25 protein-coding genes and 1 pseudogene are annotated in these 22449 nt (G+C 46.0%); 12 read left to right on the top strand and 14 right to left on the bottom strand.

All coding sequences use genetic code 11. From position 1 onward, the window contains the following. The first annotated feature begins 13 nt into the window (after nucleotides 1–13). The 6 genes from JOE49_RS03710 (at nucleotide 14) to JOE49_RS03735 (ending at nucleotide 3465) form a co-directional block, all read left to right on the top strand. Nucleotides 14–658, top strand: coding sequence for an immunity 50 family protein (locus tag JOE49_RS03710; protein WP_160788679.1), 645 nt, complete (start codon nucleotides 14–16; stop codon nucleotides 656–658). Continuing rightward, on the top strand, nucleotides 651–1058 hold the full coding sequence (locus JOE49_RS03715) for a hypothetical protein (RefSeq protein WP_053326289.1): 408 nt from the start codon (nucleotides 651–653) through the stop codon (nucleotides 1056–1058). Before JOE49_RS03710 ends, JOE49_RS03715 begins: the two co-directional genes overlap by 8 nt. A gap of 177 nt (nucleotides 1059–1235) precedes the next feature. Then, entirely contained in the window at nucleotides 1236–1865 is a 630-nt protein-coding gene (locus JOE49_RS03720) for a hypothetical protein (protein ID WP_160788677.1), read from the top strand. A gap of 82 nt (nucleotides 1866–1947) precedes the next feature. Beyond that, nucleotides 1948–2475, top strand: coding sequence for an SMI1/KNR4 family protein (locus JOE49_RS03725; RefSeq protein WP_049828352.1), 528 nt, complete (start codon nucleotides 1948–1950; stop codon nucleotides 2473–2475). Next, complete coding sequence (locus JOE49_RS03730; protein ID WP_023990760.1) at nucleotides 2459–3019, top strand: hypothetical protein; 561 nt, start codon at nucleotides 2459–2461, stop codon at nucleotides 3017–3019. Before JOE49_RS03725 ends, JOE49_RS03730 begins: the two co-directional genes overlap by 17 nt. A 2-nt stretch (nucleotides 3020–3021) precedes the next feature. Then, nucleotides 3022–3465 (top strand): immunity 26/phosphotriesterase HocA family protein, encoded by a 444-nt coding sequence (locus JOE49_RS03735; protein WP_068938959.1) that lies wholly within the window; start codon nucleotides 3022–3024, stop codon nucleotides 3463–3465. 62 nt (nucleotides 3466–3527) lie between these two features. On the opposite strand, the gene JOE49_RS03740 is transcribed toward JOE49_RS03735, so the two are convergent. Beyond that, nucleotides 3528–4067, bottom strand: coding sequence for an HAD family hydrolase (locus JOE49_RS03740; RefSeq protein ID WP_160788675.1), 540 nt, complete (start codon nucleotides 4065–4067; stop codon nucleotides 3528–3530). Nucleotides 4068–4220: 153 nt separating this feature from the next. Here JOE49_RS03740 and JOE49_RS03745 point away from each other — a divergent pair, with 153 nt between their 5' ends. Together JOE49_RS03745 and JOE49_RS03750 are read left to right on the top strand one after the other, a co-directional pair. After that, the gene (locus JOE49_RS03745) at nucleotides 4221–4880 is read left to right on the top strand and encodes a hypothetical protein (RefSeq protein ID WP_160788674.1); all 660 of its coding nucleotides are present in this window, start codon (nucleotides 4221–4223) and stop codon (nucleotides 4878–4880) included. Further along, entirely contained in the window at nucleotides 4861–5220 is a 360-nt protein-coding gene (locus JOE49_RS03750; RefSeq protein WP_023990764.1) for a DUF7716 domain-containing protein, read from the top strand. The genes JOE49_RS03745 and JOE49_RS03750 overlap by 20 nt, the downstream gene beginning before the upstream one ends. Here JOE49_RS03750 and JOE49_RS03755 read toward each other — a convergent pair. Next, nucleotides 5210–6844, bottom strand: coding sequence for a DUF6138 family protein (locus JOE49_RS03755; protein WP_209940581.1), 1635 nt, complete (start codon nucleotides 6842–6844; stop codon nucleotides 5210–5212). The genes JOE49_RS03750 and JOE49_RS03755 overlap by 11 nt on opposite strands. Before the next feature lie 158 nt (nucleotides 6845–7002). Between JOE49_RS03755 and JOE49_RS03760 the strand changes: the two genes are divergently transcribed. Both JOE49_RS03760 and JOE49_RS03765 read left to right on the top strand, forming a co-directional pair. Next, on the top strand, nucleotides 7003–7779 hold the full coding sequence (locus tag JOE49_RS03760; RefSeq protein ID WP_160788672.1) for an SMI1/KNR4 family protein: 777 nt from the start codon (nucleotides 7003–7005) through the stop codon (nucleotides 7777–7779). A gap of 17 nt (nucleotides 7780–7796) precedes the next feature. After that, nucleotides 7797–9218, top strand: coding sequence for an SMI1/KNR4 family protein (locus JOE49_RS03765; protein ID WP_209940582.1), 1422 nt, complete (start codon nucleotides 7797–7799; stop codon nucleotides 9216–9218). Nucleotides 9219–9286: 68 nt separating this feature from the next. Here the strand turns inward: JOE49_RS03765 and JOE49_RS03770 are convergent, their stop codons facing one another. Both JOE49_RS03770 and JOE49_RS03775 read right to left on the bottom strand, forming a co-directional pair. Beyond that, entirely contained in the window at nucleotides 9287–9901 is a 615-nt protein-coding gene (locus JOE49_RS03770) for a TetR/AcrR family transcriptional regulator (RefSeq protein ID WP_209940583.1), read from the bottom strand. Between the two features lie 25 nt (nucleotides 9902–9926). After that, on the bottom strand, nucleotides 9927–11411 hold the full coding sequence (locus JOE49_RS03775; RefSeq protein ID WP_209940584.1) for a phytoene desaturase family protein: 1485 nt from the start codon (nucleotides 11409–11411) through the stop codon (nucleotides 9927–9929). Between the two features lie 421 nt (nucleotides 11412–11832). On the opposite strand from JOE49_RS03775, the gene JOE49_RS03780 reads away from it, so the two are divergent. Further along, on the top strand, nucleotides 11833–13065 hold the full coding sequence (locus JOE49_RS03780; RefSeq protein WP_209940585.1) for a PHB depolymerase family esterase: 1233 nt from the start codon (nucleotides 11833–11835) through the stop codon (nucleotides 13063–13065). A 191-nt stretch (nucleotides 13066–13256) separates the two neighbouring features. Here the strand turns inward: JOE49_RS03780 and JOE49_RS03785 are convergent, their stop codons facing one another. Both JOE49_RS03785 and JOE49_RS26890 read right to left on the bottom strand, forming a co-directional pair. Continuing rightward, entirely contained in the window at nucleotides 13257–13364 is a 108-nt protein-coding gene (locus tag JOE49_RS03785; RefSeq protein ID WP_158451783.1) for a putative metal homeostasis protein, read from the bottom strand. 246 nt (nucleotides 13365–13610) lie between these two features. Then, nucleotides 13611–13970: pseudogene (locus tag JOE49_RS26890) on the bottom strand (hypothetical protein). 167 nt (nucleotides 13971–14137) lie between these two features. On the opposite strand from JOE49_RS26890, the gene JOE49_RS03795 reads away from it, so the two are divergent. After that, on the top strand, nucleotides 14138–14380 hold the full coding sequence (locus tag JOE49_RS03795; protein WP_209940586.1) for a helix-turn-helix domain-containing protein: 243 nt from the start codon (nucleotides 14138–14140) through the stop codon (nucleotides 14378–14380). Nucleotides 14381–14864: 484 nt separating this feature from the next. On the opposite strand, the gene JOE49_RS03800 is transcribed toward JOE49_RS03795, so the two are convergent. The 8 genes from JOE49_RS03800 to JOE49_RS03835 all read right to left on the bottom strand — a co-directional run bounded on the left by JOE49_RS03800 (nucleotide 14865) and on the right by JOE49_RS03835 (nucleotide 22408). Beyond that, the gene (locus JOE49_RS03800; protein WP_023990773.1) at nucleotides 14865–15740 is read right to left on the bottom strand and encodes a cysteine ABC transporter substrate-binding protein; all 876 of its coding nucleotides are present in this window, start codon (nucleotides 15738–15740) and stop codon (nucleotides 14865–14867) included. Nucleotides 15741–15758: 18 nt separating this feature from the next. Next, nucleotides 15759–16514 (bottom strand): amino acid ABC transporter ATP-binding protein, encoded by a 756-nt coding sequence (locus JOE49_RS03805; RefSeq protein ID WP_025721631.1) that lies wholly within the window; start codon nucleotides 16512–16514, stop codon nucleotides 15759–15761. A gap of 18 nt (nucleotides 16515–16532) precedes the next feature. After that, the gene (locus JOE49_RS03810; RefSeq protein ID WP_209940587.1) at nucleotides 16533–17210 is read right to left on the bottom strand and encodes an amino acid ABC transporter permease; all 678 of its coding nucleotides are present in this window, start codon (nucleotides 17208–17210) and stop codon (nucleotides 16533–16535) included. Next, complete coding sequence (locus JOE49_RS03815) at nucleotides 17191–17856, bottom strand: amino acid ABC transporter permease (protein WP_023990776.1); 666 nt, start codon at nucleotides 17854–17856, stop codon at nucleotides 17191–17193. The genes JOE49_RS03810 and JOE49_RS03815 overlap by 20 nt, the downstream gene beginning before the upstream one ends. A 219-nt stretch (nucleotides 17857–18075) precedes the next feature. Beyond that, nucleotides 18076–19524: a SulP family inorganic anion transporter gene (locus JOE49_RS03820; protein ID WP_028540738.1), complete on the bottom strand. Its 1449-nt coding sequence runs from the start codon at nucleotides 19522–19524 to the stop codon at nucleotides 18076–18078. Between the two features lie 271 nt (nucleotides 19525–19795). Then, complete coding sequence (locus JOE49_RS03825; protein WP_160788666.1) at nucleotides 19796–20353, bottom strand: hypothetical protein; 558 nt, start codon at nucleotides 20351–20353, stop codon at nucleotides 19796–19798. 23 nt (nucleotides 20354–20376) lie between these two features. Continuing rightward, on the bottom strand, nucleotides 20377–22047 hold the full coding sequence (locus tag JOE49_RS03830) for an ABC1 kinase family protein (protein ID WP_023990781.1): 1671 nt from the start codon (nucleotides 22045–22047) through the stop codon (nucleotides 20377–20379). 1 nt (nucleotide 22048) lies between these two features. Next, nucleotides 22049–22408 carry a phasin family protein gene (locus JOE49_RS03835; RefSeq protein ID WP_013312404.1) on the bottom strand — a complete coding sequence of 120 codons (360 nt, stop codon included), beginning with the start codon at nucleotides 22406–22408 and terminating at the stop codon, nucleotides 22049–22051. Nucleotides 22409–22449: the final 41 nt, after the last annotated feature.

Genomic DNA, 22449 nt, shown 5'->3' on the forward strand with positions numbered 1-22449 from the left:
GAGGCTGCAATTTATGCAAATTCAAATTCAAAAGGTTGAAAAAAAAGAGAACGAATATCTCATTCATTATCAAGCCGGGGGAGCGTTGCCGTTCGTTCCGCATGATATTGTTTTGATCCATGGCAAACAGTATTTTATAGGCACGATTTTAAAAGTAGAGCCGGAACAAGCCCTTATACGTATCAATCCAGAATATGAAGACCAACTGGCAGGGTCCATCGGACTGGAACTGGCTTTCTCTCCAACCGTTTCTATTCAAGGAGCAGACAGCATTGTCGAGAAGCTTGGCTATTTCCCTCCCTTTCATTATGACCGAATTACAGCTGCTAATATGACGAAAGACCAGATTACGCTGACGATTGAGCTATCCTACGCTAGCGTGCTTGTCCCTAAATCACCGGATCTGGAGCCTTCGGCTGAGGCACCTGTAATCCCTGAAGCTCCAGTAAAAGACGTCCCACGCTATGCAGTGACTTTTACATTTCTGGAAACCAAAGAGCATGTATTAACTCCTGTAGAAACAGAAAACATCATCTTGCAGCTTGATTTCCGCTATGAAGAAGCAGACATGGTAGTTGATATCGATGCCTTGTCGGGACTGTCAGGTAGCTTTCTGTGCAGAGGTATCCGCGCAGAGATTAAGGAGCTGAATGAATAAACAGGAGGCTCGCGAGCTGTTACGTTGTCATTCTTTTATTCACGATGATCTGGAGCATCCCAAAATGCAAAACGGATTTCTAGGGATGCTCCGCCCCTTTCAGGGAGAACTGATCGAGGACAACTTCCATGAACTGATGACCATCATTGAAGTTCTCGCAGATGAGTTGGAGAAACCATCCGTAGAACGGGAGCTGATTGCCGCTCTGTGGGGGATTTGCCAATATACACGGGCATGGGCATTGTATCCTGATAGTATGCTGCAGCGAAACAACCTACTGACCGTAGAGCAGATCAACACCCTCGACGATTGGATTGATACGATCTCCTATGCGGTTATGGTGCTGCTGGAGGGTGGCGGACGGGAAGAAGCTTTATCGAACTACAGACATGAGAGTTGATCCGCAGTGATACATATATCTTAGTCAAGGAGGCCGCTTGTGCACTGCTTCGCGCACATAAAAGCATGCCTTTCGCACAACATGCTCTGAAGCAATTATCGCAGCATGAGAATTCGGTGCATCTGCCAAACGGGAGCTGTCCACATAATCGACAACCAAAGGAGAATCACTCTACTTATGCGTGTAAGAATATTTATATTCATATTGATTATCGGGATTATATGTGTGCCTGCCTATTTCATCATGAGCAGCTTTGGATTATTTCAAAATGAAAAGGTGCTTGTACATTACAAGCTTGCCATTGAGGTAAAGGATAAAAAGTATGATGCCTGGCCTTTAATCAGCAGCTATACCGCTATAGATAAAAAAGGGGACAATCGTCAGCTCTACTATCAGGCGGAGGGCTCAGGCATAGAGTATCTGTTTCAACTGGCGTATGGACAATATGAACTCCGACCCTCCAAGGAAAATCCTTTTCTGGACGGGGGAGTCCACTACACCATGGACCATCCTGAGTATGTGCGTGAGGAAAAGCAGTATGAGAATGCTAGCGACTACACGGAATTAACCCATTATTACAATCAGCAGGAACAGATTATTTATACCTATAATCCCGAAGCCAAGCTCGATAAAACATACGTCCGTTCCATCATCACCGCTGGGATGACTCGCACAACCGGTAGATCAAGCCGTGCGGTAAAGGATGACTATATCAATATCAGTAAGCTGTTTAAGGACAAGCTGGGAGTGAATGTGAAGGTAGATGTGGATGAGGACAACAAAATCGTCACCCTATCCATGACATGATCTCACAAACGATGCACCGCTGCGTCTTCTCATTTCCAAAAAGAGGTCTATGGTTTACTAGGATCAAGGGGGCTGGTTGTTGATGTCATTCGCAATTGAATCAGGGCTTTCGCCTGCCCAGATCGCGGCATTGGAGGAACAGATACAGCATATATTGCCCGCTGGCTATACACGTTTTCTTTCACAATATAACGGTTTTTATGTAGCCGCCCCTTTTTATTGCAATGTGCCCTTCGATCGCGTGGATAACGGAGACATTGATTTGACTTGTTTTTTCGGATATGAGGTATCCAACAAAAACCATGACCTTCTAGCGATTAATGATGAATTTCTGGATGAAATCAATCATGTCCAGAACGCTTTGTTGATTGGTGCAGATGCGGGCGACAATTTTTACGTTCTAATATGTAATGAATACACCCCGTATGTGTACTACTGGGACCGCACACATCTTCATGCTTATGATGACAAACTGAACTATGATATTGCAGAGCAGGACGAATGTGGACATTTGTATCTGGTGGCAACAGACTTTACAACGTTTTTTAATCAGGTAATTGAACGACTCAACGAGCAGAAAGGGAGGCCTACTGATGACAGAAATACATAACCCTAATTGGGGACCGGCTTATTTAGAAGGTTGGGTTGTACCCGAAAACCCAGAGGCATGGGTCGAGCAGGAGTGGACAGGTACGCTTCGTTCACAGGCAGGACATACGAAATTCCACATTTTTTATTATGGAGAACTTATGGACGAGCTGATCACTGGAACTGAATTTGCCCCCCAACTCATTATTGCAGAAGAGGCAGTCACAGGTGAACAGATCGTGATTTTTGACGGAACCCGCCATGGTTACGATGCTCTGCTATGCGAAGTTTATACCAAGGAACAGCAGAACAATCGTACTCCCCTGCTGCCCTATCTGGACGAAGATGGTGAAGATACTTTCGAGGTAAGCTTGACCGCTTTTTATAATGTTGATTGGGATGACGAGTTTGCAGACGATGTGGATGAGAATGGACAGTTAGAGCTGATCAACGGCGAACGATGCGATTTTGAAGATGCGAAGCGGAACGGCTATGATGCGATCAGCATTACGATTACCAACGCTAAAGGTCTAAAAACAGAGATCATTCAGGAAGAGCTGGCCTGACGATGGTGTTCAAAAGAATCAAACATCGGGAAGGCGATATTTTTGTTATCCCCATGCATGACGGCCGATTTGCGGTATGTCAGGTGATCTGCGCACTGTATGGTAGATTCAAAAAAGCGTTCTCCTTCGGGGTTCTATCCATAGGCCAGAATCAAGCGTACAAGGGTGAAAAGACATATCTTCCGTTCACAAATTATCGCGGCCGATTTGAAGTTATATTCACCGCCACCCAAAATCTGACGAAGGGAGTATGGCCTATTATCGATCAGCGCCCTCTATCCGAGGAACAACAGCAGCTAAAATATTTTAATTGTGCGGGCCATCTGTATTGCGGGGATGAATATATACGCAATCTGGAACTGGAAGAATATAATCAATATACTGTAATGGGCGTGGCTGGATATGAGTTGGTACAGCGATATTTAGCCCAATATGAAGACCACTAGCAGAAGAATAGCAGCACAAATAACTACCTTGAAGTTTGATACCAAGGTGGTTATTTACGCTGCTAAAAGGGCTCGAACGTATAAGAGAATGGTGTACGCTCTGTCCCTAATACTGACTTCACGCGCTCTTCATCCACCAACGCTTCGACGAGGCTATATAAATCCGAGGCTGCATACCGAAAATTGCCCCATGTGCGTAGATTCAAAGCATAGATTGGGAATTCTCCCCGTTCATCAGGCGATTGAATATCCCAAATCAGCAGGTCATTCCCTTCACTGGAAGCGAAGGGAACCGCATGCTCCAAAAGCTCCGGAAAACCATCTGGCTCCAGCGCCGCTTCTTGTAGAACCTCTTCCGATTCCAGTAAATCATCAAACCAGGCCCGCCAGTTATGATAACGATGAAGCCATGAATCCGGGTGATCGCCAAGAGGAATATGAATGTTCCATAAGCCACATAGTCGCCCGTAACCAAGAGTTTTGACATAATCTATATAAGAAGGCGGAAAGCCCATACCATTTTTAAAACGATGCTCTATTAGAAAAACCTCATCATAATAAGCCTGAAACTGCGGACGTTGCAGCCCTGTAAAAATGCTCATGTTCGCCCTCTCCTTTTGCACGTCCTATTCACCTTTTCACCCTTCGGCGCATTGAAAAGGCCATTTTCAAGTGTTAATGTTGTTAAGAAATATTATAACATATGAATCATAAAATGTACGTTTTTACGCTCTTTCCGAAAAGGAGGAACGAATATGGAGCAAAAGCGCTTCAAAGATGAACATGGATATAAATATGACTTTAGCGCCGTGATCAGGAGAGGAGAACAGGTAGCTGTTCATTGCCCTCGTTGTCAGGGCCAGGCTTTTATTTCCAACTCAAAGGAAGACTGTCATTACGTCGTTCGATGTTCTCATTGTTACTACACGTATCAGCAGCCAGAATCTTATACATTCTATGCACGCGGCGTATGCAACCATTGCGAACGGTATTTTAATATCGAAATCCATGATGACCGAACGAAACTCCATAAAAATACGAATATAAACTGTCCGCACTGTGAGACACGCAATCAGGTTCCGGTGCATCGTGTTCAATCACGCGAATGGCATACGGACGTGATCCAAAACGGAAAAGACCCTATTTTCCAGCTCCAGCTGTACTTCCTTGATTACTATCGGGGTAAACCTGTCTGGGCTCTTAACCGGATACACCTGAATTACCTGCTCTCCTATATCTCTGCCGAGTTGCGGGAAAAGCCTACATCCGGTATGATGCGTACGGCTTCCCATTCCATTCCCAAGTACATTAAGGATGCGAAGAATCGCCAGGCCATCTTGAAAATATTACAAAAGCTACAGCATAAGCAAGCCGCTAAGGGAGGGGCCTCCATACATGAGCATACAAACTTTTGACAGCCTTGAAGCATTGATTCGTGCCGTTGGCCAAACAGAGATCAATGAATGGGTATTTGCCAATCTGGAACGTGTTCAAAGTAATCCGCTCAATTCTACCTATTACATCATCCCCGAGGAAGAATTGTGGGAACTGGAGGATGCCGGTCTCACCGTCACCAATCATCGTGATGAAAGTATACCTGCATCTCTACCAGACCATCACGTGCAATCTTGGTTGGAGGTGGCGACTGTACAGGATGTCATTGAAGTGTTACGCCACAGCGGAAGCGAGCCGGATATTGAACGCATTGCGCAGGGACTGCGATATTATCATGAATATGATGCTTTTATGGAATAAGCGTTTCCAGCAGCTCTTTTACCTCAGGGACAGCCTGCTTCAGGCTGTTTTTTAGTTTCTTCGCGCCACCCCATATACGATAAACAAGCACCTCTTGTTCATAGTCCTCCAGCTTCTCAAGCTCCTCCACCAGTACCTGTGCCTGCTCTACAGTTTCGATTCTGGATGACTTCAGTGGTTTGGCAGACTCGTTGCCTGCCAGTAGAACCCTCGTCCAAATGGGGATCGTGTCCGGTGTCAGTCCGTGTGCGTCAGCAAATACAGCGGCGTAACCGTCCTGTACGGACTGATGTTCACTGTCCACCAGCTTCATATAACGATTCACTAGTGGGAAATAGTTCTTTCCTTTTAGGCCCAGTCCCATCACCGCATAGGTTCCCGGCATCGCCGACTTTTCACCGGGCTCTACATCGTTATACCATTTGAATTCTTCCATCACGGTTTCGGCATATTCAGCCAGCAACGGATGCAGCGACGGATACTCAAGTGCATTGGCGAAGAAACGATGTAGCGTAGATTTAGCCAACTTGGGTACAGGCAGGTAGTTTTTCACCTTGCTTTTGAACTTCATCCGATATTCCTTGGTAAAGCCCTTCTTTAAAATATCGCATAAATATACAAGTGCTTCTCTATAGCTTTCTTCTTCCTCTGAACGAATCTGAACCTCCAGCGTTTGCAAAATATCATTGGCTTGGCAGATGACTCGCTCGCTTGTATGTAGCGCTGGGATGCTTCCTGATCCGCTCTCAAGCCACACGGAAGCCTGCTCCGAGCCTAACTGTGTAGCAATCTCCAAATACTTCTGCCGTGCATCGGCATCGGTCGAACCCACCCGCATCGCGGTAAGCAGGAGCATCTCCATGGCTGGCGCAGGAATTTCCGAAGGGAGAATATCAGGCTTCACTTTATAATCCAGCCCATAGCTTTTTTCCCGATCTGTATAATTGGCCAAAAATTCATCCTCTGCCCAATGCTTCAAGCCACTGCTGAGCTGATACCTCCATGCTTCCTCACGCTTGCGGCTGACCTTCACTTTGGCATCCATTCGATTCAGCAGCTCATTCATCCACTGGGCGTTTACAGGGTACAAATGAGGATCAAGCAAGTGCCTTACTAAGAAAAAATCGTCCTCTTCCTTCGGCACAGCTTTACTAGAGGGGTTGAGTTTCTGCTCTACAAACTGTTGGATAGTGGCTAACAGTTGCTGCCGCTTATCTTCGTTCAGGAGTGAGAATGTAAAATGACTAGCCTTATTCTCCAAGACTACTTCCAGATGAAATTCCAGCCGATAACGAAAGAACATGGAACTAAATTCTTTCGACTTAAACAGAGCCTCTATCCGTTCCCTAAACACAGGCATCCATTCGTCCTGTACCTGCTGCAATGTTACCCCATCTGTAAACCCAGAAATTTTCGTATCCGGTCTACGATGATCCCAATCAAACGGTTCGTAGGTATCCACCCACAGCCCATCCTTCTTACAGGTAACTTTTAAGTATTCATGAATCCCTTCGTGAAGGACACTTTTGATTTGGAATTCGGCGATGCGCTTTTGCTCAGAAGCGTACGCCTCATCAATCGCCTCAAAAATTGGATCTATGTAGGCTTGTACCCCTGATGTCATAAGATGTGTTCCTCCTTCGTCCCCTCACAAATTGTAGTTCCTATGAAATTAAGATAGACTAATCTATAACTATTTTATTTCCTGATTATAGCATATCTCTCATTTACTTTTGGGCTCTATCCCTATAGATAGAGTGCCGGGAAGCAGGTGTATTCTACATGTATTGGGTTTCCACACAGCACACACCGATGGCTACCGATGAACTGACAAATATTGAGCATACCTATGGAATAACTTTACCACCTCCCTATGTAGCATTCCTCACCCGCTACGGGCCGGGCACCTATTGTGGCCTGCTGATAATTGAAATGCCTGATCCTCAACTATTGCAATCCTATACGGATTACGAACTGTGGACGCATGATGATAACTGCCCAATTACAGCGCGGCAGCTGGGTGAGTGCGTGGTCATTGGCAGCTCCATAGATGGTGACTTCCTAGCGATTCACCCTCAGGTTGAAGGCTTAATGTGGCTGCCACGACACTCGGAGATCATTACTACGAAGACTTTAGATGTTCAAGTTCCATTCACAGAAACATTAGAGCATATACTACAGGATGAATTCGGAAGAACGGAGCCATTCCCCCGTTATTTCGAACCTGTCAGCCCAGACAAAGCCGCTACATTCCTACTGTTTAGTCCCTCGGATACGGCCGAGGCCTACAATCCAGACAATCCGAGCGATCAGGCGCTGAATTTTGCTCCGGCATCCTTACAAGCATTGGCTCAGCGATTTAAACAGCATTTTAGCTCAAATCTATGGATTGAAAATGAGCATATCTGCATGGCTTTTCTTCAGACTCTTGGCGGATACGTGCGTTTTAACTATGCATATGGACGCGAAGTGGCGATCATTTATGAACCCAAAGCGATAGCACTTCGTGATGAAATTCTAGCATTCTTGCAAAAAGAGCATTGCCGGGTTGTAGAGTAAGGGGAGGGCGAATACGAATGACAGTACATTTTGCACAAACCTTAGAAAAACTGGAACAAGTCGTTGATCGTCTGAGACAAAGTAGGATGCCTGATGTGGTATACCAATGGACGGAGGGGATTTCTACAGGTGAACTAACTGAGCTGGAGGAACGGCTGCGGATGCCTTTGCCTGCCTCCCTGTCTGAATTATTACAGCGGTGTGGCAGCTTAAATTTACTATGGTGCCTCCCCCCACACTGTATTGTAGCTGATGGACCGGAGTGTTCATATAAAAACAGCAATGATCTTGAACAAGAGCAGTGTATCCTAGACGATATCACAGGAGAGTTTGGATGGAATCATGAGTATATTGGCTATTTTACATCCTATGGGGAAGATACCGACTCAGCAGCGGACGAGCAACGATATCTGATCCTTAATTATAATGGTGCGGGTGATCCGATACTGCTTGATATGGCAACATCCGCAACAGAGCCAGCGGTTTTCTGCTATCATCACGAGCTGGATCAGTTCACGCTGCTCGCGGAAAATCTACCCGCCTATATAGACACCATGCTCACCTTGCACGGGCTATGGCTATGGGATTGGTTTAAAGTGGCCGATGAGCATGGCATTCAGCTAAACAGCCCACCACTGCAACTGTGGCAACGCTGGTTGAACATGTTTTGCACGATGAAGCTGGAGGATGCACAGTCGTTGGAGACGCTAATCCATTACACCACCATGCATGGCGTAGATTATCCTGCTGTGTTGCAGGCTTTTCAAGCCTATGATCCAAAGGATATTTTTCTTGCCTGGGAGCAGCACTGGCAGAACATTCAACATAGCCAGGTTCCATTCTCTACTTGGGCCGTTTTGGTAGGGGAGACTGCGGGGATTGGGGCTGCTGATTGGGTCCGCTCCTTGTGGGAACCGGAAACCGCGCAAGCATGGACATCTTTAGCGCAAAACAATACCCTACATGCTAAGGGTGCATTTGTGTCCACACGTGCCTATCTGAGCGCCCGTTGCCTACCCGAGCAGGAAGGCTTGGTATGTGTTTGCAATCACCTGCTACAGGATTCGGCTGCAGAAGACAAATTAGAAGGATACACCGCTAATGGGCAGCTACAACATTTTCGTTCACCACAGATCATTAACTGGATGCGGGATAAGGTCAATCATCCGGTGGATGGCTGGGCAATACTTTTCGCTCACTCCCGTCCTACAGCTGAGCAGTTGATTGAATGGCTATCCGATAGCGAGCTTCATCAAAAAATTGCAACCGAGGCGCTGGATATTATGATTCATCGGGATCTTCTTCCCGCTCTGGAAGCAGACGCTTGGGCCAATATCTCAGATCTGCTTCTTGCTTCTTTGCAGCTCGTTATGCTCAAAAAAGATAAACGTCGTATTGAAGCCGTGCTTAAGCAGCTTTCAGATTTGGAACTTCGTTAATCTTTCGGAATGGTTGTATGCGGATTCGCATGTACAGTGGTGTGAGGTAAAGAAAGTTAGCCGCTGCGTCAGCGGCTTAACCCCCTGAGGAAAGTATCTATAGTGAATGCGATCAATTCATCATTGGATTTTGCCATAGGAAGTTCAAAATTCAGGAGCAAGGAAGTCAATCCGTGCAGCATACTCCATACGGATCTGGCGATCAGGCGCTCATCTCCTTGAATGATGCGGCCTTCCTCCATAGCGGCTTTGAGCCCAGCTTCAAGCAGCTCAAAGCCTTTAAAACGCCCACTGTCTATAAGGCTGACCAAGCTTACAGATTCCAGGTTGCTGATAAACAGGATGTTGTAATATTCCGGGTTAGCCGTCCCAAAACGAACATACGCATCAGATACCGTTTTCAGTGTGTCCAGCGCATTCGATCCCGCTGCCTGTGCTTCATCCACACGCTGCTGAAGAGCCTGTAGGAACAAGGTATTTCCTTCTATCAGCAGTTCACGGACAACGGCTTCCTTATTGGCAAAATAATGATAAATAGTTGTTGGTGAATATTCGATCTGATCCGCAATTTTGCGCATGGAGACTTCGGCATACCCTTGATTCAGGAAAAGCGACCGGGCGGCCTCAATGATTTTCCGGCGGATTTCACTGCTTTCACGTTCTCGGCGTTTGATATGTTTCATGAGTAGATGTACTTGCCCTTTCTGCCTACCCCAATTTGGCGGCGATACGATCAGCTTCCATTATACCCGAGTTCATAGCCCCTTGAAACCCGCCCCCAGGCTGTGTCCACGCCCCTACCAATGACAAACGGTCTACTGCTGACTTGTGCTTCAGCCTTTTTATACCGGACTGCCGGACCGTTTGTGCGTAGCCATAAACGGCCCCGTCGGGATTAGCAGTATACCGCTGCATCGTGCGCGGTGTGCCCAACTCGGCCACCACTACCTTGCTGCCAAAACCTGGATACAACTGTTCAAGACATCCCAGTATCTGCTGTGTCACGGCTTCTTTTTTGGCTTTATATTCAGGACGTGCAGTAGGCCAGTTCTCCAATTTATCCAAAAATGTAATTGCGATGACACCCTTTCCCGGTTCATTGAGCTTAGGGTCCATAGCGTTATAATTCGTGAGCATCCAGTTGCCTTTCGTATACTGGCCGCTCATCATAACTTCATAATCTGTCTCCGAATCCAGCTCATTACGTAGGATTAAGTCTTCTTCGGTGATACCAAGCTCATGGGGTTCACATGATAATCCCAGATATAGCTGGGTGAGCGACGTGCCAGTCTCCAAACTGCTGACAGCTTTCAGCTCACGACGGGCAGCATCATGGTTTTCCAGTAGACGGCCATAGGTATGATGGGGACTGATACCAGACACAATCCAGTTGGCTTTATATACATCCCCTTTTTTCAGACGGACACCAGCTGCTTTACCGCGTTCGAGCATAATCTCAGATACCTGACTGCGCAGATGAACTTCTCCTCCCGCTGACTTAATAGCGTCAACCAGTGCATTGGATAAAGCCTGTGCGCCTCCCTCAATGTAATACGTCCCCTCCAAATGATAGCCGATCCAGGGAATGAAAAAATACAAGGCCGCAAGCCGCTTTGGAGGCAATCCATAATAGGCCCACAGCGCGGTAAAAAATTCCGTGAATCGTTCAGACAACCCGAATTGTCTTACAGCTTCCCAGGTCGTCATTTGCGTCCAACGGAAGAAGGTTCCTGCTTTGAGCAGGCCAACCGCCTTGCGCCAGGAAGTGAGAGTAGAAAAAGCAGAAAAGCCTGTTTCAAAACGGCGAATGCCCGCGAATAAACTGTCAATGCCTGCCACCTCAGCGGGAAACATGTTTTTGAGGAACTGCACATACTCCTGAACATCGGACGGAATATCAATGGTCTGTCCTTCCCAACGAATGGAGTAAGGGTGCTTTTTGCGGAGAGGAACAATTCGCTGGTCCGCATTGCAGTCCTTTAACAGCCGACCGAAGCTGCCCTCCTCGAGTCCGCCGACACCGTGCAAGGAGACATCAAAGGTATATCCCTTTCTTGTAAATTCAGTTGCGAAACCGCCAGCTAAAGTATGGCTTTCAAAAACAGCTGTTCGGTAACCGAGCGCGGAAAGTCTTGCTGCACAGGACAAGCCACCCAGTCCTGCACCGATGACAATAACATCGTATTGGTTCATGATTTCATCTCCTTTATTAACATCGTTATATAAGTTAACGGTGTTAATAAAGGAGATTATATACCACAATATTACCGTTGAAAAGCCCGGTATCTTGGTTGCCCGCTATAGATGAATACAATGAGTTCGATTTATCTATTTCTAATTGCAAGCCGCTTTAAGGATTTTTGTAGAATCCTCCCGTTGCGAAGATAAAACTTTTTTTATAAAAAAGATCCAAAAATGTAGCGCTTTCACTTGTCAGAATCCAATGAAGGTGCTATCCTTCAAATGGGATTGTTACTGAAAAGGCAAAACCCGAGTACACACGTGTACCCGGAGTTTGCCTTTTTTTGATTTGTATGAATTCCACAGCATACAGTCAATTATCCCGAACATGTAGTAAGCGCTTTAAAAAATGACACCAAAGGAGATTAATCTCATGCAAAGAAGACGTTTTGCCCTTGTTTTATTATCTTTCGTGTTCCTGCTAACGATCTTTTTCCCATCCTCCAGCTCTGCCGCAGCAGCCGATGTCCCAGCGCCACAGGCTACCCTGCTTACTCAGGTACAGCCTTTGGGTGAAGTCGTTTCTGCTGTCGTACTGAAATACAGCACCAATATTGACGGGGCATCCTTATCCACGTCCAGCTTTCAGGTTCAATCTGTACTCAATGATGTATATACAGACAGAACCGTGACCAGTGTATATACCAATGATACTGGAGCCATCACCAACCGCAGTACTTATGGTAAATATGTCGTGATTGAGCTGGATACGCAAGATAAAAATGCAAGTACCCTTACTTACGATGCAACAAGCGCAGTTAACCGCATCAACACGTTGAACTATACGATTAGTCAAAAGAAAGATATTGCAACTTCAAAGAAAACAGTCATCCCAGCCTCTACACAGACTGTAAAAGCAACGGATAAAATTACACCGATCGTGGACGATTTCCAAAAAAACACCTTTGAAAATAAAGAAGGCTTCAAGCTGAACTACTTTACATTTGAACCTAAAGTAGAACCAGGCAAAACTTACCCGTTGGTTGTATTCCTGCACGGAAACGGCGAACGCGGTGATGGAAACGGAGTCAACCTGTTAGCGAATGCTGGTGCTGTCACTTGGGCTTCTCCTGAGCAGCAAGCCAAACACCCATCCTTCGTAATCGCTCCACAAAGCCCGATTGACCTGGAGCATAAATTCATTTGGGCAGATGAGCCACGCAACAGCGCTGTAGCCGATCTGGTACGTGATGCGGCGTTAAAATACCCGATCGATACCAACCGAATCTATATCGTAGGTATTTCTCAAGGTGCCATGGGAACATGGAGATTGTTGGAAAAAAATCTGGACTTGTTCGCCGCAGGTGTGCCGATTGCCGGTTTGACCAACTATGAAAAAGCCGTTAACATGTATGCGCCTGTTGAACCTACACACGTCGAGGCATTGAAAAACGTTCCTATTTGGGCCTTCCATGCTGCAGACGATACCACAGTAAGTCCTAAAAACTCGCAAGAAATGGTCGCTGCCATTAAAGCACAAAACGGAAACCTCATTCACTTCACTGAATACGAAGCAGGGATTATCAAACCTACAGGACACTTCTCCTGGGTTCCGGCTCTGCAAAATCAGGATATGATTGAATGGCTGTTTGCACAAAAGAAATAAATGTAGTTTTTCATATCTATAAAAAATAATGCGCCAGAACGGTTCGATACCCGCCTGGCGCTTTTTTATATCTATAAAAAAAGGCACCTGCCTTCCTGTGTACCACCATCAGGAAAGCAGGTGCAATATCAAAACGAGGAGACTGAAAAATTTGACACTGGTATTGCCATTTGCAGTTAACTTGGAACCTGCTACTTCGCCCGTTTCGCAGCTTTGATCGTTCTCAAAGCTCGTCTGCGAGTTACCTTGTTCGGACTCCGAAGCTGTCTTCTGGCAGTTGCCACATCTGCTTTAGCCATGTGCACATCACCATCCTATTCACTTAGGCTCATATTGGGAGCATGCACCTAAAGACTGTTAGTAATGATTATGATTCTCATTATCATTTAAGATTATATAATGAAATCTACTAGCATGCAAGAGCTTTTGGGGGAGTATGTATCTTTATTAGGACGGTGTTCATTTCACCCTTTTACGCTTCTGTGTTACATTATATAAGTAAAACGAGAACAAAAATTCGAATCAGAATTTACGTTCGCCATTTTTCATAGTCCTTTATTCCGAACTAAGTCAAAGTCTATATCTTCCCGACATGTGTTCCATAACAGTTCATCTGTAAGAAAACTTAATGCATCCATGTTGCGCAATCGTTCGACCAACTCAGTAATCACATCTATGTCTTCACGTTGTACATGCCTTGCAAGAGTGAATTCCTCCCGTGTCACCATCAACATATAGATGCGAATAATGCTTTTCCTTTTTTACATGTCGAAGAGTAAGCACGCTATTGTCGATCATCATGACGTAACGTCCTTGATCAGATAGCCTTCAAAAAGCTCATACATATGCGGAAGATCACAGGGACCAAGAATGACACTTACTTTTTCAAAATTACTTTTGTTCATTTAGATTTAGCTCCCTTCACATCTATTAAAACGGTCTTTACTAAAGATTAGATTTGTAAATTTTATAACTTTTAAAGATTAACCTTTGTAGTTATTTTATATCCTTTAAAGATAAACTTCAATAGTTAATGTTATTTCTATTTAAATTTCTATAATGAGGTGTATGTATGGGAATTGTTTTTAAACTTGAAGAATTACTTCGAGAAATCGGGATTACTAAAAACTCTCTCGCTCGTGAGGCAAAAATCAGGCCTAATACCATCTATGAGATGTGTAACAATACATCCAAGCGAATCGAATTTAAAACATTTAATACCGTGATGGAAACACTGATTCGGCTCTCTGGTCGTCCATTAACTCTACATGATGTTCTCGAATATATACCTGAAAATGAACTAGAGAAACACTAATTCATTCACAGAATAGTCCGCTGCACCTTATATCTCTGCCCCTGGCAGGGATATTTTTTCCCTTGTTATTTAGCATAATTGTTATCATTTATTTCAGAGTACGTGTAACTAGAATCTATACTGATAAAGGAGTATTTTTCAGAAGCAAAAATACGTCCGGCTACCGTAATAGATATGGTAAATGGCAAAACCAAAAGACTTGAACTGGAAACACTAGTCCATATACTTGATGCTTTGAATAGATTTGCCCGCCAACGAAGATTTACAAGGGCTATTACTCTCGCTGATATTATAGAATACATTCCTGAAGATGGAATTGAGAGACAGTGAGACTGTAACATGAGAATGAGGATTACTATTAGCCCAGTGGGCATTTCCATGACAAAATAAGAGGTTGCTAAGGCCCTCTTTTCCCCATATTAAAGAAGCGTTGGGCTTGTTGTCCCAACGCTTCTTTATGGTAAAACAACAACTTATACTATGATTAATCCACTTTGCCGCCCTCTACGACCAGTTGATCTGTAAAGCCTTCTCCGTAAACAGAGGTCAATGTGTCCTTGTAGGCTTGATGCACAAAGTTTTCCTTGCCTAATGTAGCCAGCTCATTGTTGATCCAGTCTAACAACTCCTTATTTCCCTTTGCTACTGCGGGTGCAATTGTATCTTGACCACCAAAGGCCGGGATGGTTACGGTAAAGCCGGGGTTGGCCTTGGCCCAGGCGATCAGCTCTGTATTATCGTTGGCAATGGCGGCGCCGCGTTTGTCTTTGAGGGCTGAGAAAATCTCTGTGTATTGATCGAATTTAAGCAGCTTAATGTCAGGATAATTTTTCGTGAAATAGGTTTCAGCCGTCGTTCCCTTTGCGACAATCAGCTTTTGTTCCGAATTCTTCAATTGGTCAATCGTGGTGATTGGAGCACTGTCAGGTGACACAATACCAAAGGATAATTTCATATATGGATTGGCAAAATCGACTTTTTCTTTACGCTCATCCGTCACCGTAAAGTTAGCCATGATGATATCTACCTTGTTGGATTCCAAATAGGCGACCCGGCTGGCAGCATCCACCAGGACAAATTCCACCTTGGACTCGTCACCCAAGAGATCTTTGGCAAACCGCTTCGCAATGTAAACGTCAAAGCCTTGATTCTTCCCTTCCGAATCCACGTAGCCAAAAGGCGGCTTATCTGCAAATACACCTATTCGAATCTTGCCGTTCTTTTTAATGTCCTCAATCGAAGCAAATTTAGCCGAGCCTGAACTACCGTTGGTATTTCCGCCTCCTGCACATCCCGCCAAACCAACAAGCAGCAAGCTTAAAGCCAGTAATAACGTCGTAAACTTCATTCCTTTTCTCATCTGTATTCATCCCCCTGTTTATATCGTTTCGTACTGAAATATATCCAGAAAGTGCTGGGCACGCTCTGTTTCCGGTTGGGTAAAAAATTGCTGCGGTGTAGTCATTTCACATATCTGTCCTTGATCCATAAAAACGATACGATCTCCTACCGACTTGGCAAATCCCATTTCATGCGTCACGATAATCATGGTCATGCCCTGTTGTGCCAGCTCTCGCATGACATCCAGCACCTCTCTGACCATTTCCGGGTCCAAGGATGCGGTGACTTCATCAAAGAGCATAATTTCCGGGTTCATACACAGGGCGCGCACAATCGCAATCCGTTGCTTTTGCCCGCCTGATAATTGTCTCGGATACGCATCTTTGCGATCCAGCAGACCCACTCGCTCCAATAGCTGCTCCGCTTGCTCAAGTGCCTCCTGCTTGTTTCTCCGCTGAACTTTAAGCGGGCCAAGCAATATATTTTCTAAGACCGTCATATGCGGAAACAGCTCGTAGTTCTGGAACACCATTCCGATATGCTGCCGCACCTCGCGCCAATTCACTTTCTTATCCGTCAGGTCCTGCCCTCTATAACGGATAGCTCCGCTCTGGACTGGTTCCAGACCATTGAGACATCGGAGGAGTGTGCTTTTTCCACATCCCGAAGGACCGAGAACGACCACGACTTCCCCCTTCGTTACATCCAGATTAATCTGTTGCAGTACTTTTCGGTCTTCGAAGCTTTTGTGCAGCCCTCGAATTTCGAGTAAAACCTCCACAGCCTCTCCCATGACACCCACCCCATCCTGCTAATTTTGCCATCTGCGTTCAAATCTTTTGGAAAGTCTGGATAACGGATAGCATACGAGAAAATACAATATGAAAATAAAGCCGTACACCCAGAAGGATGCCGAGGGCGCTTTGATTACACCAAGCTCAATAATCTGCTGTCCGACCTTGACCACTTCCACTACACCGATCAGCACCACTAATGAAGTGGTTTTGATCATCCGTGTCGCCAGATTAATAGAACCGGGAAGCATTCGGCGCACCGCCTGGGGAATGAGCACATGGCGGTATAACTGTCTATATGTCAGTCCCAGTGCCTGCCCGGATTCCATCTGATGCTTGGGCAGTGATTCCAATGCACCACGAACGATGTCACCAATCTCGGCCGCTCCCCACAGGCTGAATACAATAATTGCTGTCAATTCCCCGCTGATATTCACATTCAACAAAGGAGTAAATCCAAAATATACGACATACAACCACACCAGAATTGGAATAATGCGGAATGTCTCCAAATATAATTTCAGCACAAACCGAATCGGTCTTGATTTTAAGGTGCGCAGCAACCCCATCAAAATGCCTAATAGAGTACCAATAATAATGGAAAGTAGCGCAATCTCCAGCGTAACGAGCAATCCCCCTAATAGACGCTCGAAATTGGAACCTTCAAAGAGTACATTAATCCCCGAATTCAGCATATCGCACCTTCCTTTCCACCCACGTCAGCAGTATCGACAAAGGTAAAAGCAGGACGAGATATGCCAATACCAGCAGAATTAGTGATTCTGTTGTTTTGTAGTACATGCCGATCAGGTCTTTTGCCACATTCATCAGATCTAATAAAGCAATGGCGCCAACAATGGAAGTCTCCTTGAGCAAAAAAATCGCATTCGCTCCCAGAGACGGAACACTGATGGCAAAAGCCTGTGGCAAAATAACATATCTCGCCAGTTGTATCTTGGACAGCCCGAGACTCAGCCCGGATTCCGTCTGGGTTTTACTCACTGCTTCCATTCCCCCACGGAACGCCTCAGCCATATACCCCCCGCCCAAAAAGGTCATGCCCACAATGGCACACGTCATTTCGCTCATATGCAGACCTATTTTCGTAAACCCATAATACAGAAAATATAACTGTACAAGCAGCGGCGTATTTCGGGAAAGCTCAATATAGGCAACAATGATGCCGCTAATTCCCCTTACCTTGTAATACAGCACTGTGCTGCACAGCAAACCGACGACTAATGAAAATAGAATAGCAAAAAAGGCGATCTTCAACGTCAGCCACATAGCTTCTCCATATAACGGCAAGCTCTCTACAATAAACTCCCAGTCTAAGTTCATATGTGCATACCTTTCGATTTTCGATTATTCCTATGTATTTGCTTTGCTTAATAACAATGATTGTATTCCTGCCCAATTATTACGTCAATACTTTGATGAAAATTTGTCATATTTATCTATGATTTAGGAAGAAAAGTGTTGTTTTATTTCAGAAATAAATAAAAAAAGCTTGAAATGAATAAATTTCATTTCAAGCTTTGATTTATGCTATACGATTCATCACACGAGTGGCTCTGTAACTACAGGACCGCCAAGCTTCTCTATAATTAAACGGCTTTCCTCATTTAACCCTTGCAGGGTAATAGATTTGCCGGATTTCGTATACTTTTGCAGCACCTTGCCGATGGCAGTAACTGCGGAGTGATCCCAAATATGAGAATGGCTAAAGTCCACCACGACACGTTCTGGATCATCCGAAGGTTCGAAATGATCGACAAAATGAGTCGTTGAAGCAAAAAACATCGGACCCCTGACATGGTACACCTTCTCATCGTTGTTCTCCGTCGCGCTAATGCGGATTTTAGCCATTTTCCAGCCAAAATGCAGGGCACTCAGCAGTACGCCCACGATCACGCCCTTGGACAAATCATGCGTAGCCACCACGATGATCACCGTGACTACCATAATTAACGTATCTGCTTTCGGAACCTTGGCAATATTTCGCAGCGATTTCCAATCCACAGTTCCAATACACACCATGAACATGACTCCCACCAATGCGCCCATTGGCACTTCCTTTACAACCCCGCCAAGCACGAGCAGCAGAAAGGCCAAGAATACCCCAGCCGTAAAAGTGGACAAACGCCCTCTTCCGCCTGAGCTGACATTAATGACGGATTGTCCGATCATGGCACAACCACCCATGCCACCAAAAAAGCCATTTACAAAGTTAGCGATCCCTTGGCCGCGGGCTTCCCGGTTTTTATTGCTTTTCGTTTCGGTCATTTCATCCAAAATACTGGCTGTCAGCAGCGATTCCAGCAGTCCAACCAGTGCCATCGTAAAGGAATACGGCAGCAAAATCCGCAAAGTATGCCACGACCACTCAATTTGCGGCAAATGGAATGAAGGCAGCGAGCTGGTTAGCGTACCGATATCTCCTACCGTTTTCACATTCAATCCAAATACATACGTAATGATCGTCATAATGATGATTGCCGTCAATGGAGCAGGAATGCTTTTCACAAATCTCGGTAAAATATACACAATGAGCAGCGTCCCCGCTACCATCGCGTACATGATCCAATTAGCTCCATGAAAGTGGGTGAGTTGCGCCATAAAGACGAGGATCGCCAGCGCATTCACAAATCCGGTCATGACCGGCTGCGAAATAAAGCTGATAAAACGACCTATTTTCAATACACCCAGCAGCACTTGAATGATTCCTGCCAAAATGGTAGCTGCAAACAGATATTCCACGCCATGATCCTTCACCAGGCCAACGACCAGTACAGCTACGGCCCCGGTCGCTGCCGAGATCATCGCCGGACGTCCACCTGCAAAAGAGATGACAATTGCCATCGAGATGGAGGCGTACAGTCCGACCATGGGATTGACCCCCGCAATGATCGAGAAGGCAATCGCCTCAGGAATTAGTGCTAGCGCCACAGTCATGCCCGCAAGTATATCGGCCCGGATATTACCGAACCATTGTTGTCTAAGATTCATACTGTCTCGTTCCAGCCTCCTATATTTACAGAGAGTAGCGTGTTGACTCGCAACCCGTGTGTTTCGGGGCATCCGTCCAGCTGCCAATCGCCAAGGCTCTCCTATCATTCAGCTCGTCTCTCTCAAACGAACCCGGTCCGTTACATTCAGTCCATCATTATAACGTAAGGAATTCGCAGAGACGAATGAGTTAAAAGGCTGTTTACAGAAAGAAATCATCTATTTCCTTGAAATATCGCCCAGTATCTTCATCTTATTCGTTTTCTTATATTTAAAATTTTCGCAACTCCTGTACAAGCTCCGATAGAGCTTCAGCAATCTCCGAGTCCGCATGGTGCTGAAGTAGGCTTTCAAAGTCAGGCAGTGCTTTCTTCAATAATCGATAGCTATAGTCATAATAACTCCAAAAAGCTACCGGATCATAACCGCGTGCTTCTTCCTCTTCCCACTCCAGTTCATCTTCTTCTGGATCGCTGTCTGTCGGCCATAGATATTTTTCGTCCAGCAGCATGGTTAGAGATTCCACAGACTTCTGTGAATCCTCTTGTGCATTTTCCATGTCCAATGCTCCAACAACCGCATGGTACAGTTCCAACTCACTCAGCGTGATATCATCCGAATTTCTCGTATGCATATTACGCAATAAGAAAAGTAACACCCATGGCGTAACCTGCCACAGTGTGCCTTGATGCTCTATCAGATCAGCAATTGCTGCGTACTCCCCGTTGGATATCAATTGTGGCAACTCCGTGCCCCTACCATAAGGAGTAGTCAGGCGGTGCCATGGCACATCTGCAATTAGGAGATTATTCATCTTATGTGTATCCATAACCCCTCCTTCCTGGTCGGTATCTAAAACCTTCCCGATTTAAAAATGGAATACAGTAAAAAGGCAACCATTAAGAGAGCTACAACAAAGCCGATTTCAATGGCAGGTACATTCCACAGCATGGTCGCCTGATGATTCAGCGATGAACCGATAATCAGTCCGACCATAATAATGCTGAACGCTAACAGCACGATACTGAATGAGAGGCGGTTGCTGATCTGATCCAGCCTGCGCAGAAGCATTTCCAGCTCCGGCACAGTAACCTCCAGCTTAAGCTTGCCCTTGCTGATAATCGAGGCCAAATGTCTCGCCTGTCCTGGCAGTTCCATCAGCGTCTCCACCAGCTCGGTTGCACCACCCAGTAGCTTGCCTCGGATACGACGACCACTGAAGCGTTCCTTCAACAGCTTGTTACCAAAGGGCTCAGCCAAAGCGATAATACTGAGATCAGGGTCCAGATGCTCCACGACCCCCTCCAGTGTCAGCAACGCCTTGCCTAGCAACAGGACGTCCGACGGCAAACCAATCCGATGGCGCTGCGCTGCGCCAAATAGGTCGTTCAAAGCATCACCAATACTGACCTGTGAGAAAGGAACGTCTGAGTAATCTTCGCGTATCTTGTCCAGATCGGCACGCAGCGCATTCAGGTCGGTGTCCGGTTCGACCAGACCCAAACGTTCGATAGACCGAACCATGGCATCGGTATTTTTGCGCATCAGGGCAATAATGAGGGAAGCGAGATGATTCTTCATCTCTTCGCTCAGCCTTCCCGTCATGCCAAAGTCCAAATAAGCGAGACTGCCATTTTTCAGAACGAGTAAATTCCCCGGATGGGGATCGGCATGAAAAAAACCCTCCATAAAAATTTGATGCAGCATGCTGTTCACCAGCCGCTGCGCCAGTTCTTTCAAGTTATATCCACGGCGTAATAGCTCTTCACGACTACCTAAGTGAGTTCCGTCTAGAAACTCCATGGTCAGTATACGGGAAGAGGTATGATCCCAGTATATTTTCGGAATATAGATATGTGGGTCCTGCTCAAATTGGAGCGCAATCTTCTCTGTGTTACGGGCTTCATGGTTGTAATCCAGCTCCTGAATGAGCGATCTCCCCAGCTCCTCTACCATCTGGCGAAGCTGATACCGCTCTACCCATTCCCAGCGCTTGGCTGCCATAGCGGTCAGTTCCCGCAAAATGTCCAAATCTCGCCGAATAATGCGATTAACGCCAGGACGCTGGATTTTAATGGCGACCATTTCGCCGCTGTGCAGCTTGCCCAGATGCACTTGCCCGATCGAAGCAGCGGCCAGCGGAACATCGTCAAAACGAACCAGTATGTCCTCTAATGACGTGTCCAGCTCCTGCTCCAGAATGCCACGCGCTGTTTCAGATGAAAACGGCGGTACCTGATCCTGAAGCTTAACCAGCTCACGGATAATAGGCTCCGGCAGCAGGTCAGCACGTGTGCTTGCCAACTGTCCAAGCTTGATGAATGCAGGCCCCAGATCCTCCAGCACAAGTCGAATCCGTTCACCTAGCGTTTTGGACTCGGGAGTTTCTCTCGTCAGCCACTTGCGAGGCAATGACAGCAGCTGGAACAGTCCCATTTCTTCCACCATATAGCCAAAGCCATGACGCGCCAGCGCCATGGCAATTTCCCGGTAACGACCGGCGTGCTTCATACGAACCGCCATTTTAATCCAGCCGGTTCGCTTCTTCAGCGTCGCTCGAACCCGTAAGCGCCGCCTTTTCTTTTTCCAGCTCCGCTACCTGTTTTTCCAACAATGCCACACGTTGCTCCAAACTTGTAACATCATTTTCGGTAGGTACTTCCAGCTCCTGCAAAATGCGGCTAACCTGTTCGCGGATCACTGTTTTGAATTGTCCCTGTTCCTCTGCCCCTCGTTCGATCAGACGATCGACCAGCGCTTTGGATTCCGAGGGCGCAAGTTCTCCCCGGTTTACGAGATCCTCGACGGCTTTCTCCACCTTTTCTTTGCTGACAACGGTGAGGCCCCACCCCAACGAGATGGCTTTTTTGAACAAATCGCTCATAATATATCCTCCCCTACCTGTGATTACCTATAGTATAACCT

It is taken from the genome of Paenibacillus sp. PvR133 (assembly GCF_017833155.1).
Lineage (GTDB): Bacteria > Bacillota > Bacilli > Paenibacillales > Paenibacillaceae > Paenibacillus > Paenibacillus polymyxa_B.

Excerpts from the sequence above, each read along its gene's own strand:
- JOE49_RS03710 (WP_160788679.1), top strand. The coding sequence starts at position 14 with ATGCAAATTCAAATTCAAAAGGTTGAAAAAAAAGAGAACGAATATCTC.
- JOE49_RS03715 (WP_053326289.1), top strand. The coding sequence starts at position 651 with ATGAATAAACAGGAGGCTCGCGAGCTGTTACGTTGTCATTCTTTTATT.
- JOE49_RS03720 (WP_160788677.1), top strand. The coding sequence starts at position 1,236 with ATGCGTGTAAGAATATTTATATTCATATTGATTATCGGGATTATATGT.
- JOE49_RS03725 (WP_049828352.1), top strand. The coding sequence starts at position 1,948 with ATGTCATTCGCAATTGAATCAGGGCTTTCGCCTGCCCAGATCGCGGCA.
- JOE49_RS03730 (WP_023990760.1), top strand. The coding sequence starts at position 2,459 with ATGACAGAAATACATAACCCTAATTGGGGACCGGCTTATTTAGAAGGT.
- JOE49_RS03735 (WP_068938959.1), top strand. The coding sequence starts at position 3,022 with ATGGTGTTCAAAAGAATCAAACATCGGGAAGGCGATATTTTTGTTATC.
- JOE49_RS03740 (WP_160788675.1), bottom strand. The coding sequence starts at position 4,067 with ATGAGCATTTTTACAGGGCTGCAACGTCCGCAGTTTCAGGCTTATTAT.
- JOE49_RS03745 (WP_160788674.1), top strand. The coding sequence starts at position 4,221 with ATGGAGCAAAAGCGCTTCAAAGATGAACATGGATATAAATATGACTTT.
- JOE49_RS03750 (WP_023990764.1), top strand. The coding sequence starts at position 4,861 with ATGAGCATACAAACTTTTGACAGCCTTGAAGCATTGATTCGTGCCGTT.
- JOE49_RS03755 (WP_209940581.1), bottom strand. The coding sequence starts at position 6,844 with ATGACATCAGGGGTACAAGCCTACATAGATCCAATTTTTGAGGCGATT.
- JOE49_RS03760 (WP_160788672.1), top strand. The coding sequence starts at position 7,003 with ATGTATTGGGTTTCCACACAGCACACACCGATGGCTACCGATGAACTG.
- JOE49_RS03765 (WP_209940582.1), top strand. The coding sequence starts at position 7,797 with ATGACAGTACATTTTGCACAAACCTTAGAAAAACTGGAACAAGTCGTT.
- JOE49_RS03770 (WP_209940583.1), bottom strand. The coding sequence starts at position 9,901 with ATGAAACATATCAAACGCCGAGAACGTGAAAGCAGTGAAATCCGCCGG.
- JOE49_RS03775 (WP_209940584.1), bottom strand. The coding sequence starts at position 11,411 with ATGAACCAATACGATGTTATTGTCATCGGTGCAGGACTGGGTGGCTTG.
- JOE49_RS03780 (WP_209940585.1), top strand. The coding sequence starts at position 11,833 with ATGCAAAGAAGACGTTTTGCCCTTGTTTTATTATCTTTCGTGTTCCTG.
- JOE49_RS03785 (WP_158451783.1), bottom strand. The coding sequence starts at position 13,364 with ATGGCTAAAGCAGATGTGGCAACTGCCAGAAGACAGCTTCGGAGTCCG.
- JOE49_RS03795 (WP_209940586.1), top strand. The coding sequence starts at position 14,138 with ATGGGAATTGTTTTTAAACTTGAAGAATTACTTCGAGAAATCGGGATT.
- JOE49_RS03800 (WP_023990773.1), bottom strand. The coding sequence starts at position 15,740 with ATGAGAAAAGGAATGAAGTTTACGACGTTATTACTGGCTTTAAGCTTG.
- JOE49_RS03805 (WP_025721631.1), bottom strand. The coding sequence starts at position 16,514 with ATGGGAGAGGCTGTGGAGGTTTTACTCGAAATTCGAGGGCTGCACAAA.
- JOE49_RS03810 (WP_209940587.1), bottom strand. The coding sequence starts at position 17,210 with ATGCTGAATTCGGGGATTAATGTACTCTTTGAAGGTTCCAATTTCGAG.
- JOE49_RS03815 (WP_023990776.1), bottom strand. The coding sequence starts at position 17,856 with ATGAACTTAGACTGGGAGTTTATTGTAGAGAGCTTGCCGTTATATGGA.
- JOE49_RS03820 (WP_028540738.1), bottom strand. The coding sequence starts at position 19,524 with ATGAATCTTAGACAACAATGGTTCGGTAATATCCGGGCCGATATACTT.
- JOE49_RS03825 (WP_160788666.1), bottom strand. The coding sequence starts at position 20,353 with ATGGATACACATAAGATGAATAATCTCCTAATTGCAGATGTGCCATGG.
- JOE49_RS03830 (WP_023990781.1), bottom strand. The coding sequence starts at position 22,047 with ATGGCGGTTCGTATGAAGCACGCCGGTCGTTACCGGGAAATTGCCATG.
- JOE49_RS03835 (WP_013312404.1), bottom strand. The coding sequence starts at position 22,408 with ATGAGCGATTTGTTCAAAAAAGCCATCTCGTTGGGGTGGGGCCTCACC.